The organism is Clostridium cochlearium, from assembly GCF_900187165.1.
In the GTDB taxonomy this organism is placed as follows: domain Bacteria; phylum Bacillota; class Clostridia; order Clostridiales; family Clostridiaceae; genus Clostridium_G; species Clostridium_G cochlearium.
Map to the genome: position 1 here is coordinate 205468 of NZ_LT906477.1, position 13353 is coordinate 218820.

Annotated in this window: 13 protein-coding genes and 1 other annotated feature; of the genes, 10 read left to right on the forward strand and 3 right to left on the reverse strand. The window is 29.5% G+C overall.

Annotation, left to right across the window (positions count from 1 at the left end):
* Positions 1-29: 29 nt before the first annotated feature.
* Positions 30-485, reverse strand: coding sequence for a CDP-diacylglycerol--serine O-phosphatidyltransferase (pssA, locus tag CKV72_RS01015; RefSeq protein WP_238056844.1), 456 nt, complete (start codon positions 483-485; stop codon positions 30-32).
* Positions 486-744: 259 nt separating this feature from the next.
* Here pssA and CKV72_RS01020 point away from each other — a divergent pair, with 259 nt between their 5' ends.
* The 8 genes from CKV72_RS01020 (at position 745) to CKV72_RS01055 (ending at position 8447) form a co-directional block, all read left to right on the forward strand.
* The gene (locus tag CKV72_RS01020; protein ID WP_089868191.1) at positions 745-1176 is read left to right on the forward strand and encodes a CBS domain-containing protein; all 432 of its coding nucleotides are present in this window, start codon (positions 745-747) and stop codon (positions 1174-1176) included.
* Positions 1177-1318: 142 nt separating this feature from the next.
* A complete protein-coding gene (locus CKV72_RS01025; protein WP_095177208.1) occupies positions 1319-2266 on the forward strand; it encodes a YegS/Rv2252/BmrU family lipid kinase in 948 nt (315 codons plus the stop codon).
* 805 nt (positions 2267-3071) lie between these two features.
* Complete coding sequence (gene sleB / locus CKV72_RS01030) at positions 3072-3770, forward strand: spore cortex-lytic enzyme (RefSeq protein WP_169712331.1); 699 nt, start codon at positions 3072-3074, stop codon at positions 3768-3770.
* A gap of 81 nt (positions 3771-3851) precedes the next feature.
* Positions 3852-4088, forward strand: a binding site (T-box leader).
* 46 nt (positions 4089-4134) lie between these two features.
* Positions 4135-4695: a serine O-acetyltransferase EpsC gene (epsC, locus tag CKV72_RS01035; RefSeq protein WP_089867538.1), complete on the forward strand. Its 561-nt coding sequence runs from the start codon at positions 4135-4137 to the stop codon at positions 4693-4695.
* Between the two features lie 15 nt (positions 4696-4710).
* Entirely contained in the window at positions 4711-5694 is a 984-nt protein-coding gene (gene queG, locus CKV72_RS01040; protein ID WP_089867540.1) for a tRNA epoxyqueuosine(34) reductase QueG, read from the forward strand.
* A gap of 34 nt (positions 5695-5728) precedes the next feature.
* Positions 5729-6436: a lysophospholipid acyltransferase family protein gene (locus CKV72_RS01045; protein ID WP_089867543.1), complete on the forward strand. Its 708-nt coding sequence runs from the start codon at positions 5729-5731 to the stop codon at positions 6434-6436.
* Positions 6433-7071 carry an endonuclease III gene (gene nth, locus CKV72_RS01050; RefSeq protein WP_089867546.1) on the forward strand — a complete coding sequence of 213 codons (639 nt, stop codon included), beginning with the start codon at positions 6433-6435 and terminating at the stop codon, positions 7069-7071. Before CKV72_RS01045 ends, nth begins: the two co-directional genes overlap by 4 nt.
* Before the next feature lie 206 nt (positions 7072-7277).
* Positions 7278-8447, forward strand: coding sequence for an NAD(P)-dependent malic enzyme (locus CKV72_RS01055; RefSeq protein WP_095177210.1), 1170 nt, complete (start codon positions 7278-7280; stop codon positions 8445-8447).
* A gap of 78 nt (positions 8448-8525) precedes the next feature.
* Here the strand turns inward: CKV72_RS01055 and CKV72_RS01060 are convergent, their stop codons facing one another.
* Positions 8526-9755, reverse strand: coding sequence for a competence/damage-inducible protein A (locus CKV72_RS01060; RefSeq protein WP_089867550.1), 1230 nt, complete (start codon positions 9753-9755; stop codon positions 8526-8528).
* A gap of 298 nt (positions 9756-10053) precedes the next feature.
* On the reverse strand, positions 10054-11565 hold the full coding sequence (locus CKV72_RS01065) for a transposase (protein ID WP_095177211.1): 1512 nt from the start codon (positions 11563-11565) through the stop codon (positions 10054-10056).
* A gap of 215 nt (positions 11566-11780) precedes the next feature.
* Here CKV72_RS01065 and CKV72_RS01070 point away from each other — a divergent pair, with 215 nt between their 5' ends.
* Positions 11781-12356, forward strand: coding sequence for a LemA family protein (locus tag CKV72_RS01070; RefSeq protein ID WP_089867553.1), 576 nt, complete (start codon positions 11781-11783; stop codon positions 12354-12356).
* Positions 12357-12359: 3 nt separating this feature from the next.
* On the forward strand, positions 12360-13187 hold the full coding sequence (locus CKV72_RS01075; RefSeq protein WP_095177212.1) for a TPM domain-containing protein: 828 nt from the start codon (positions 12360-12362) through the stop codon (positions 13185-13187).
* The last annotated feature ends 166 nt before the right edge of the window (positions 13188-13353 follow it).

The following is a 13353-nucleotide window of genomic DNA, read 5'->3' on the forward strand; positions in this document are numbered from 1 at the left end:
ATAATGTTCTTTGAATCAGTCTTATTCTTTTAAAACTTTTTGAACTTAAATTTACTAATCATAAGATAAGATAAAGAAACTATAAATAATACTGCAAGATTGTAGTTTTCAGTATTATTAAGTGTTAAAAGACCATATATTGCCATAAAAGACCCAGCTAAAGTTATGGGAATACCTGTAAAATCACCTTCAAAGGTTGTTATATTATATCTAGCTAGTCTATAAGCACCAGATAAGGGAAATAAGAGAACTAACAAATAACCAAGCAGACCAAATTTAGAAAAGTTATACATATTGAATATTAATATAGATGGTGCTACACCAAAGGAAACTAAATCTGCAAGTGAATCTAGTTCCTTACCTAATTCGCTAGAAACATTTAAAAACCTTGCTACACGTCCATCATATCTATCCATTAAAGCTGCAAGAAGTATAAATAAGCATCCATTCTTAAAATTATTTTGAAAAGTCATCATTATCGACATAACTCCACAGGACAAGTTACCTAAAGTAAAAAGATTAGGTAAAGCACTTTTTTTAGTTTGCAAAAATATCACTCCTAAATTTAAAAATATAAATAATAATTCCAAAAAGGTTATACCATACATTATACCTTATTTTATAGTTAATTTTAATATAAAATTAGAGTTTTTTATATAATACAATAAAGTTTAAATTAAACCTATAATTTCATTAATATAAAAAGAATATATGGGGAAAATAAATTCTGAGGTGATGATTTATATGAAGATCAATAATATAATGACAAAGAATATAGTGTCTTTACAATCTGAAGATACAATAGAACATGCAGCTCAACTTATGAAAGAGCATGGAGTAGGATCTTTACCAATTTGTAATGAAGGAAAAGTTATAGGAATAGTTACAGATAGAGACATAGCTTTAAGATCAGTAGCAATAGGTGAAAATATAAAAAACCAGACAGTTAGAGATATAATGACATCTAATCCAGTTACAGTAAGCCCTAGTATAAGTGCTACAGAAGCAGCTAAAATAATGAGTGAAAAACAGATTAGAAGACTTCCTGTTGTAGAAAATAAAAACTTAGTGGGTATGGTGTCTCTAGGAGATATATCAACAGAACCTAATTTAGAGAATAGTGCAGGAAAAGCTCTTACTGGAATATCTGAACAAAATTACTCAGAACTTAGATAAAAACAATAAAAAAGAGTCTATAGAAAGATGGTCCTTTCTATAGACTCTTTTAATGACAATTAATAATTTAAGTAGATTTCTTTACTTTACTAATATATAATATTTATGCAGAGAAATAATTATTATAAGGGAGTTATATTATATGAGTAAAGTAAAATTTATTTACAATCCATATTCAGGAGAGAATACTATAATTTCAGATTTAGATACTGTCATAGATGTACATCAAAAATATGGATACACAGTAATTCCTTATAGGATAAGTATGGAGTATAAATTATCTGATGCCTTTAAAGATATAGATGAAACTTATGAATACATATTAGTAGCAGGCGGAGATGGTACAGTAGATAATGTAGTTAATCATATGAAAAAATTAAACATAGACTTACCTATTGGTATCTTACCAGTAGGTACAGCTAATGACTTTGCTAAATTTATAGGAATACCAGAAGATGTGGAAGCTGCTTGTCAGCAAATTATAAATAGCGAACAAAAAAAAATAGATATAGGTAAGGTAAATGATAAATTTTTTATTAATGTAGCTAGTACAGGTTTATTTACAGATGTATCGCAAAAAACTGATGTAAATTTAAAAAATACTATTGGTAAGTTAGCATACTATGTAAAAGGCATAGAGCAACTTCCTAATTTCAGGAAAATAAATATAAAAGTTACTTCAGAGGTTCAAAATTTTGAAGGTGACATGTATTTAATGTTGGTTTTCAATGGTGAAACTGCTGGGAATTTCAAATTAGCGTATAAATCTAAAATAGATGATGGATTATTAGATGTTATAATAATCAGAGCAGGTATGATTATAGATATAATATCCCTCTTTATAAAAATATTAAAAGGTGAGCATCTAGAAAATGTAAATGGGGTATTATATTTCAAAACGGATAAACTTCAAATAGAATGTGATGAAGATATAGCTACGGATATAGATGGAGAAAAAGGGCCTAATTTCCCATTAAATATAGAATGCATAAAAGGTGGGATCACTGTACTAGGGGTGAAAAATACAGAAAGCAAAAACCCAAATAAGAGAATTAAAATTATAAAAAATAGAATACATGGAAACTTATAATATAAAAAAATTACGATGTAATTTTTTTAACAGAGGACAGAGGACAATTGACATAGGACAATGAAGGAAGATTTTCTTCCGCCTTGCTACAGAAAATCTTTAATTTTATAATATAATTGAAAATTGAAAGTTGAAAATTGAAAATGATAGATATTTTTTCTTCATTGTCATTACGAAAAAATTTTAATTTTATAAAACCTGATGAGATTTAAAATAAATTAATCTTTATATAATAATTTATTTTAATTATTTGCTATTAATCTAGCGACTGTGTCGCAAGCCGATAGGCTGCCGTTAATTAATGAATAATGAACAACGAACAATGAATAATTATTGAGGATTTTTTCACTTTGTTACAAAAAATCTTTGATTATATGAACTTTTATATGAGCTAAAGCGATGTTTAGCTTTGCTAAACGAGCCATCAATAAAAATGTCAATTTAGATATAATTGAAAATGGAAATTGGAGAATGGAGAATTACGGATATTTTAGATTTGTCTAATATAAAAAAGGTTTAGCTTTAGCTAAACCTAAAGATCTTATAAAATTAAAAACTTTTCGTAATGTTAATGGAGAAAAGTTGTCAATCATTTTCCACTTTCCATTCTCCATTTTCAATTATAACTAATAAGATTAAAGATTTTCTGACGTAAGGAAGAAAATCATCCTTCATTGTCCTCTGTCCTCTGTCAATTGTCCTCTATAAAAATTTTATGACGCAAAATTTTTATTTTATGTATTTTTTTCTATTCTTCGGTAAAAATAATACAGAAATACATATTATCAACAGGGAGTGTATTAGTATGAAGAATAGGAGAATTAGTCTTAAAAAGGGTATAGTATATTTTTTAATAGCTGCCATATGTTATTCTGCTACATATGCATTTTTTAGACCTTATAACAAAGCTTTAAATGTAATAGCATATAATTATGGATCAAGGGGAGATAATGTATCGGAAATCCAAAGAAAATTAAAAAATTGGGGATATTATGATGGCGAAGTAGATGGAATATATGGTTACAGAACATTTCTTGCAGTAAAGAAGTTTCAAGGGAAAAATGGATTAACTGTAGATGGAGTTGCTGGAAATAAAACCTTAGCCGCGTTGGGTATAAATGTAGCTCAATCACAGGGAAGTAATACATCTAACAATCAAGATATAAACTTGCTAGCAAGAGTTATAAATGGAGAAGCAAGAGGAGAACCTTATGAGGGTCAAGTAGCCGTAGGGGCAGTTATTTTAAACAGAACAAGGGATCCACGTTTCCCTAATACTATAGCCGGAGTTGTATATCAACCATTGGCTTTTACAGCTATAGCAGATGGTCAAATAAATGCAGCTATGGAACAAAGTTCTATGAAAGCAGCTATGGATGCTATTAACGGATGGGATCCATCAGGAGGAGCTGTATATTATTTTAATCCAGCTACAGCAACTAGTTCATGGATATGGTCTAGACCTTTAATAAAAGTAATTGGAAAACATAGATTTTGCAAATAAAAATAGGTTGACAAATAATAAATATAGAATATAATAATTATTATAGAATTCTTAGTAATTTACTAGGAAAACATAATTCATATAAATACGTTGAAAGAGGAAAGTAATATATATGGAATTTTTAGAGAGAAAATCCCATGGGCTGCAAGGATTTTTAAAGGAAGTATGTATGAAGTGCCCTCTGGAGTATTGCACCGAAATAAGTAGGCTGCAACGGTTTTACCCGTTATAGTAATAGAGCATTATTGTGCTTGAATTTTGTTCTAAACCTAGTTTATAGGTAGAGTGGAATACGAAAGTTATAACTTCGTCTCTATTTTTGAGATGAAGTTTTTTATTTTATTTAATATAAGGAGGAACATTTATGTTTAAGAATTTAAAGTATGATATAAATAATGTAATAAAGAATGATCCTGCGGCAAGAAATTCTTTAGAAGTATTATTATTATATCCATCTATCCATGCAGTTATAAATCATAGAATAGCTCACTTTTTTTATAAGAGAAAAATGTTTTTTATTGCTAGATTAATATCTCAAATATCCAGATTTATTACAGGAATAGAAATTCATCCAGGAGCTCAAATAGGAAAAGGACTTTTTATAGATCATGGTATGGGAGTAGTTATAGGTGAAACTGCTGAAGTAGGAGATAATGTTACTATTTATCATGGAGTTACTTTAGGAGGAACAGGAAAAGATAAAGGTAAGAGGCATCCTACAGTAGGAAACAATGTTATAATAGGAAGTGGAGCTAAAGTATTGGGACCTATAAAAATAGGAAATAATGCAAAAGTAGGAGCTAATTCTGTAGTTTTAAAGGAAGTACCCGAAAATACAACAGCAGTAGGTGCACCCGCTAGAATAGTTCAAAAAAAGGAATCAGAAGTTGTAGATATGAATTTATATAGAAGTACGGTAAGGTAATGGAGTGTAAATTTTATGGAATATAAGAAAAAATTAATTTTAGATTATTGTATGAAATTAGGATTAGATACAATTGGTGTTACAGAAATAAGAAAATTTAAAGAATTAGAAAGTTATTTAATTAATAGAAAACAAAAAGGACATGAAAATGAATTTGAAGAAAAAGATATAGAAAAAAGAATAAATTTACAAGATGTATGTGATTGGGGAAAGGTTATAATAAGTATTGCCTTTCCTTATATGTTTAATTTTAATTTTCAAGAAAAAATATATTTTTCTAAATACACCCAGGGAAGAGATTATCATAAAGTAGTAGGGGAATATTTAAAAAAAATATGTTGCTTTATAGAATATATGGGAGGAAAGGCTCAATACTTTGTAGATAGTAATTGTCTTCCAGAAAGATATATTGCTAAACTTTGTGGAATTGGATTTATAGGAAAAAATAATATGTTGATAACAGAGAAATATGGTTCATATGTATTTTTAGGAGAAATTATAACAGATCTTTGTTTACCCGGAGATAATGAAAAGGATAATAAATGTGGACAGTGTGATTTATGTTTAAAAGCTTGTCCCACAAAATCCATAAAAGAAAAAGAAAGTAATCCTAACATATGCTTATCATATTTGACACAGAAAAAGGATTTGGAAGATGTATGGATGAATAAATTACAGGGAAGATTATTTGGTTGTGATACTTGTCAAAGAGTATGTCCCTTTAATAAAGGAGTAGAAAAATCACCTTTAATGGAATTTAAACCCTTAGAATTTATGGAAAAAGTAGATTTACAAGAATTAATTTATATAGATAATAAAAGTTTTAAAGAAAAATATGCCCTATCTTCTTGCGGATGGAGAGGAAAGAATATACTAAAGAGGAATGCACTTATCAATGAATTTTATTATAATAAAGATGGTGAGTTAAAAGGGCAAAAGTTTAATTCACCGTACATAAGGGATTATTATAGTAGACTTTTAAAATTACACAATTTATAATTTAAGTATAAAAGTATGAAAGGTGGAACAATTTATGATTTCTCCTAAATTAGCAAAATTAATATCTTACTTACCTGACAGTATTGTAAGAAAGATATCTAAGAAAATATTAAAAAAATACTTAGATGAATATGCAGATATAAAAGTAGAAGGTTTAGAAAATTTAGAAGGCATAAAAAAGCCTATATTATTTATATCAAATCATTTAAGTAATGCAGATGCTTTAATAATAGATGATGTTTTAAATGAACATGACATAACTTTTGTAGCAGGTATAAAATTATCTAAAAATCCATTAACCAATTTAGGTATTAAAATAACTAAAACTATAACTATAAAACCTAATACAGCAGATAAGGAAGCTATATCAAACATAATAAAAACTTTAAAGAGTGGAAATAATGTATTAATATTTCCAGAAGGAACTAGAAGTAGGTGTGGAAGTTTAATAGAAGGCAAAAAAGGAGTAGTGCTTATACAAAAATTATCGAAAGCAACAGTAGTTCCTATAAGTTTAACAGGGACAGAAAAGCTTCTCCCTATAAATGAAAAGGATATGGGAGCTGAAAAATTCAATTACTCACATATAAATATTAGAATAGGAAAGCCTTTAGAAAATATACCATCTAGGGAGAAAGGCGAGAAAAAACATGATTATGAAGAAAAAGTTTTAGATTATTTTATGAAAAGTATTGCTAAATTATTGCCAGAAGAATATCAAGGAGTGTATAAGATAAATTGAATAAAGAAAGAATAAAAAGAGTTTTAGATATATTAGGTAAAACCTATCCAGAAGCAAAGTGTCAGTTAGATTTTAAATCTCCCTATGAACTTTTAGTATCTACTATATTGTCGGCTCAGTGTACGGATAAAAGAGTAAATAAAGTAACATCTGAACTTTTTAAAGAATACAATACACCAGAAAAAATGCTTCAATTGTCACAAGAAGAATTAGGTACGAAAATAAAAAGCTGTGGGCTTTATAATAATAAAAGCATAAATATATTAGAAGCTAGTAAAAAGATTTTACAAGACTTTAAAGGAAAAGTTCCCCAAACTATGGAGGAACTTATGTCTCTTCCAGGGGTAGGAAGAAAAACTGCTAATGTAGTATTATCTAATGCTTTTGGAATACCTGCAATAGCTGTTGATACTCATGTATTTAGAGTATCAAATAGAATAGGTATTGCTAAAGGCAAAAATCCTAATGAAGTAGAAATGGAATTGATGAAAAATATAGATAGGGATATGTGGAGTATAACCCATCATTATTTAATATGGCATGGAAGGTATACTTGTAAGTCAAGAAAGCCACAATGTGAACAGTGCCCTATAGCGCCTTACTGTGAATATTTTAGTGGAATAGAAAAAAGTTAAGAAAATTTTAGAGGAATTTTTGAATTAATGGAGAATACTAAATATTGAAGGAGAAAATTCAGAATAGTGTTTTAATAAGCAGATGAAGTATTTCAATACATAAAAATTGAAGGGAAATACTTCAAAAGGCAAACACTTGGAAGGAGGGTAGTATTAAATTTTAAAAATGAAGTAATAAAATCATTTTTGAAGTTTAATAAAATGCTATGGATGTAAAAGAAATGGCTTTAAAATTACACTCAGAAAAGAAAGGTAAATTAGAAGTTGTAGGTAAAATACCTGTTAAAAATAGGGAAGATCTAGCATTGGCATATACACCAGGAGTTGCTGAACCCTGTGTGCATATAGCAAAGGATAAAAAAAATGTATATGAGTATACTACAAAAGGTAATATGGTTGCAGTGGTTACTAATGGAACAGCGGTTTTAGGACTAGGTAATATTGGACCAGAAGCTGCATTGCCTGTAATGGAAGGTAAAGCACTTCTTTTTAAAGAATTTGCAAATGTGGATGCTTTCCCTATATGTTTAGATACTGAAGATCCAGAAGAAATTATAAAAACTGTAAAATTAATAGCACCAGGTTTTGGTGGCATTAATTTAGAGGATATAAAAGCACCAGAGTGTTTTTATATAGAAGAAAGGCTTAAAAAAGAATTAGATATACCAGTATTTCACGATGACCAACATGGTACAGCTATAGTTGTATTAGCAGGTATATATAATGCTTTAAAGATAGTGGGTAAGAAACTAGAAGAAGCAAAAATTCTTATAAATGGAGCAGGTTCGGCAGGAATAGCCATATGTAAACTTTTATTAAATGCTGGAGCTAAAAATATTGTTATGTGCGATATAAATGGAGCTTTAATAGAAGGAGACGAAAAATTAAATCCTGCTCAAAAAGAAATAGCAAAAGTAACTAATAGAGAAAAAGAAAAAGGAAAACTTGTTGATGTAATAAAGGGTAAAGATATATTTATAGGAGTTTCAGGTCCTAAATTATTAACAAAAGAAATGGTTTCTACTATGGCCAAAGACAGTATAGTTTTTGCTATGGCTAATCCAGAACCAGAAATACTTCCAGATGAAGCTAAAGCTGGGGGAGCTAGAGTTGTTGCAACAGGAAGATCTGACTTCCCAAATCAAATAAACAATGTTTTAGTGTTCCCAGGAATATTTAGAGGAGCATTAGATGTAAAAGCTAAGGAAATAAATGAAGAGATGAAAATTGCAGCCGCAAGAGGTGTGGCAAATCTTATAAAAGAAGAAGACTTAAATGAAGATTATATAATTCCAGATCCATTTAATAAAGAAGTTGCAGAATCTGTATCAAAAGAAGTTAGAAGAATTGCAAAAGAAATGAATATATGTAAATAAGAATATAATAAAAAAAGTGTCTACATTTTCAATTTGTAGGCACTTTTACATTTATATTAATAATATCTATATATATAACTAAATTAAATTTTTCCTAAGATAATCCAATGCTACTGTAACAGTTCTATTTCTTATAGATTCTCTGTTGCCAGGGAAAACAAATCTTTTTGCAAAAGATTTACCTTGTATATAATATCCTATATATACAAGGCCTATTGGTTTCTCATCAGTTCCTCCAGAAGGACCTGCAATTCCAGTAGTGGATATACCTATATCAGCTCCAGAAGTTTTAGCTACACCTTTAGCCATTTCTAAAGCCGTTTCCTCACTTACCGCACCAAAGTTTTCTAAAGTTTCTTTTTTAACACCTATTCTATTCATTTTAGAATCATTACTATAGGTAACTATACCTTCCACAAGACATTTAGATATGCCAGGATAATTAACTAATCTTCCGCATAAAAGACCACCTGTGCAGGACTCAGCAGTTGCAATAGATAGATTATTTTCTATTAGAAAATTTCCTATTACACCTTCCAATGTATCTGAATCAGTACCATATATATTATCACCTAAAATATCTTTAATTTCTTTTTCTAAAGGAGCTATTAAAGACAATGCGTCTTCTTCATTTGAAGCTTTAGCAGTTAGTCTTAAAGTTACTTCATTTTCTTTAGCATAAGGTGCAACAGTAGGATTAGTTTGATTTTCAATTAAATGATTTATTTCAGTTACTACCTGAGATTCACCCATACCACATATTTTAAGAACTTTAGAGATTAAAACACCTTCATTAAATTTTTTTAAATATGGTACTACATGTTGTTCAAACATTGGTATAATTTCTCGTGGTGGACCTGGAAGCATTATTAGATATTTATTATTTTCTTCTATTATGCAACCTGGCGCTGTACCAAAATTATTTGGTAAAATTATTGAGTCTTTTGGAAAATACGCTTGTTTTTCATTGTTTTTACTTAATTTTCTTCCTTGTTTTTTAAAATAGTTTTTTATAGTTTCTAAGGATTCCTCATTAAGAATCATTTCTTTATTAAAATATTCTGCACCTATTTCTTTTGTAAGGTCATCTTTAGTAGGACCTAATCCACCCGTGGTTATAACTATATCACTTCTTTTAAAAGATTCATTAAGTTCCTCTTTTAATCTATTACTATTATCTCCTACTACAGATTGATGATATACAGAGATACCCATTTGGGCAAGTTTTTTAGAAAGAAATTGAGCATTTGTATTTACTATATCACCTAATAAAATTTCTGTACCAACAGCTATTATTTCTGCATTCATAGTATCACCTCTTAAAATAATAATACCACAAACATTAAATTATTATTAAAAATAATATATTATGTTGATAATAAACTATATAACAAGTAGAATTAAATTAACATTATTCATTAGAATGATTACAATTTAGAGTGAATTCGGAAACTAATTTCCAATTGGCTCCAAAATGGCTTTAATATTATTTTAGTGCGGAGCATTTGTTATATTACTGTTTTTATTTAACTTTATTTTAAAAAAGAGTATAGCAAAGCTAACTCACCGATAGGTGAATTTTCTTAAAATTTAACAATTATCTAGACTAGCATGCTTTGTTTGCAGTTAATTTTATAATGTCTAATAGGTTAGTTTTAGAAACAGATAGTTGAGCATCCAAATGAATATTGATGCTATGGATTAATGTCCACCAAGACCAACGTTTTTTACCACGGCAGTGGGCTTGTTCCATGTTGTAGTCTTCAAGTATTCTTTTATTTACTCGCTCTGAAGAAGTTCTCTTTTTCATTATTTGTTTCCAAAGGTCAGAGTTTCTAGGTATAGCAGTAAATAAACGTAAGTCATCACTTGGCTTTACGTATATTACACGGCCGTAGGCACTAGGAGAACATTCTTCCTTATGAGGACATTCTTTAATTTTACCTTTTACTAAAGGACATCTATATTTAATTCTACTTCTGCCTTTATCGTACCAATCATATACCATTGGTTGGTTGCATTTGCAGATGGGAATACCGTCCTTAGTATATCCAATTGGTGGTTCATATTTATTTTTACCTTCACCCTTTGGATTAAGGGATATAACAGCTTTTATATTCCATTCATTAAGAAGCTTATACGTAGGATAGTTATCATGAGCAGCATCTGCGATGAACTTATCAAAGTTAAATTGAGGATACATCTTTCTAACTTCTGAAAGTGCAAAAATTGCAGTAACACCATCATAACGCTGCGCTTGTACCATCCTAAAATATATAGGAAGATCCTTTTTAAGTTTAGGATTATAGACACTAAGAAAATATAGGCAATGACCATAATACCATTTTTCGTGGTAACTGTCCCAACCGCGTCTAGCGTCAGGGTCAGAGAATCTTCTATTACATTTGCAGTTAAAAATACCTTTTTTAATGCAATCACAGGTCTTAATGCCTAATGAGCTACCGCCAGTTTCAAGACAGGTACCATCTCCTGATATATCAAGTTTTTGAGTATTACCAAGGAGACCGAGTTTAGCGGAAGGCTCAATAGCTAACTTAGCAAAAATTTGTTGAAATAGCTTTTCAGGGCGAGTTTCGACAGTTCGTCCTTTAAGAGCCTGTTCAACTAAATTTTTAATAACACCAGGATGTTTTGGTGGTAGTTTTTCATTCTTGCCAAGTTTTTTGTGGGGCTTGGAAGTAAAAGAATGAAGTGAGTCCTTGGCTGATTTTTCAGCCTTAGGGCTCATACCCCAAAATCTCGATATGAAATCATAATGAGTACCTAATCCTGGTACATTAGATTTTTCAACACCAATGATGGTGCAAAGTATATCATGTGCACGTAAGTGCTTAATCCATTTTTGTAGACTATGAAAACCTAAGTCAGACATTAATATAAATGATCTGAAGAGTTCCGGTTGCTGGTTTGAAGGTTTACCAGTTAGAGAATATGTTTCTCTAATTAATGGTTTTATATCATCAAGATTTAAATTATATAGTTTTTCAATACTTGATGAGTAGTATTCCACGATAGTGGGATCAGTTTTATAAAGTTCACTAATGCTTGACAAAAGAAGACTTTGGTAATCACAATGGCTACGCCAATAACCTAACATAAAAAATCACCTCGCAATATTTTGTAAATAGTTTCTATAGTGCGAGGCTACAAATTTTACAAACTTTGTCAAGTGATTTTGGAAAAAATATAAGTTTTTTTGATATTTTGTTTAAAATTCTGGGGGGAAGTTAAAATTGACACCCTTCGGGATTAAGATAAATGGAGGCCTAAGGGTTTCCGAATATATTTAATTTAAATATAGGAGGGATTAAATTGAGTAAAGGACTAAAAAATGCTTTGATAGTTATTGGTGTATTAATTGTTTTGATTTTCCCAATAATATCAACTTATAATAAGATAGTTACTTTAGAACAAAATGTGATGAGGTTATCTTCAAATATAGATAGTGATTTAAAAAGAAGAAGTGATTTAATACCTAATTTAGTGGAAACAACTAAAGGCTATGCCACACATGAAAAAGAAGTATTTACAGATATAGCTAATGCTAGAGCTAAATTAGGTGGTGCAAATACTATTCAAGATAAAGCAAATGCAGATAGTGAACTTTCTAGCGCATTATCTAGATTATTAGTAGTGGTAGAAAGATATCCTGAATTAAAATCTAATCAAAACTTTAACAATCTAATGATACAGTTAGAAGGTACAGAAAATAGAATAAATGTATCTAGAAAGGATTATAATGAAGCTGTAACTAAATATAATTCTACTATTAAAAGATTTCCAGCTTCAATAATAGCATCAACATTTAGATTTGAATCAAAGGAATATTATAAAGCAGATGAAGCTTCTAAGGAAGTACCAAAAGTAGACTTTAATACAGGAAAGTAAAATATGAAAAAAATATTAAAATCTCTTTTAATTTGCTTATGTATAATTTTTATATCTATTCCTTTGGTAAGTGCAAAAGATAATTTACCTAAACCCACTAATTTAAAATATGTAAATGACTATACTAATACTTTAAGTTTAGATGCTAAGGAATACGTGGTATCTGTAGGTAAAGAATTAGAAGACAAAACAGGAGCACAATCTGTAGTAGTTATTGTAAATTCATTAGATGGCAATGATATACAAACCTATGCCACTGAATTATTTAGAGAATGGGGCATAGGACAGAAAGAAAAGAATAATGGCTTATTGATATTAATATCTATGGAGGATAGGCTTAGAAGAGTAGAAGTAGGATATGGTTTAGAAGGAGCTATTACTGATTTATATTCAGATGAAGTTATGGAGCAAATTTTTAAGCCTAGTTTTGCAAATGAAGATTATGATAAGGGAATAACGGAATCTTATTCAGCTTTTGCAGATGCTATAGCTAAAGAATATAATGTTACTTTAGAAAAAAATTCAAGAGTAGTGTTACCTACTAATGTAGAAGAAAATAGCAGGGGAACATCTTTATTTTTAAGTATAATAGTTGTATTATTTATATTAGATAATATTTTAAATAGAGGAAGAGTGACAAAGCAAATTTTCCGAATGCTATTTTGGAGCAATAGAGGAGGAAGAGGAGGTCCTGGAGGTTTCGGAGGCACTGGCGGAGATTTTGGTGGCTTTGGAGGTTTCGGTGGAGGATCCTCAGGAGGTTCCTCCGGTGGCTTTGGTGGTTTTGGAGGAGGTTCCTCTGGTGGAGGAGGTTCTTCTGGAAGTTGGTAGTTTTAAAAGTTAAAACAGTAGCATGAAAGGTTCATGTTACTGTTTTTTAAATTTTACTAACATAAAACATATAGTGTAATTGGAAAATTAATAGATTAATTGGATGAATATACCAGACATAAATTGATAAATTATTTTAAGAAATATTGTTTATAAAATTAATTAA

Bases quoted from the DNA above. Each gene is read 5' to 3' on its own strand.
- CKV72_RS01060 (WP_089867550.1), bottom strand. From the start codon at position 9,755: ATGAATGCAGAAATAATAGCTGTTGGTACAGAAATTTTATTAGGTGAT.
- CKV72_RS01020 (WP_089868191.1), top strand. From the start codon at position 745: ATGAAGATCAATAATATAATGACAAAGAATATAGTGTCTTTACAATCT.
- CKV72_RS01045 (WP_089867543.1), top strand. From the start codon at position 5,729: ATGATTTCTCCTAAATTAGCAAAATTAATATCTTACTTACCTGACAGT.
- CKV72_RS01075 (WP_095177212.1), top strand. From the start codon at position 12,360: ATGAAAAAAATATTAAAATCTCTTTTAATTTGCTTATGTATAATTTTT.
- sleB (WP_169712331.1), top strand. From the start codon at position 3,072: ATGAAGAATAGGAGAATTAGTCTTAAAAAGGGTATAGTATATTTTTTA.
- CKV72_RS01065 (WP_095177211.1), bottom strand. From the start codon at position 11,565: ATGTTAGGTTATTGGCGTAGCCATTGTGATTACCAAAGTCTTCTTTTG.
- epsC (WP_089867538.1), top strand. From the start codon at position 4,135: ATGTTTAAGAATTTAAAGTATGATATAAATAATGTAATAAAGAATGAT.
- CKV72_RS01055 (WP_095177210.1), top strand. From the start codon at position 7,278: ATGGATGTAAAAGAAATGGCTTTAAAATTACACTCAGAAAAGAAAGGT.
- queG (WP_089867540.1), top strand. From the start codon at position 4,711: ATGGAATATAAGAAAAAATTAATTTTAGATTATTGTATGAAATTAGGA.
- pssA (WP_238056844.1), bottom strand. From the start codon at position 485: ATGTCGATAATGATGACTTTTCAAAATAATTTTAAGAATGGATGCTTA.
- CKV72_RS01025 (WP_095177208.1), top strand. From the start codon at position 1,319: ATGAGTAAAGTAAAATTTATTTACAATCCATATTCAGGAGAGAATACT.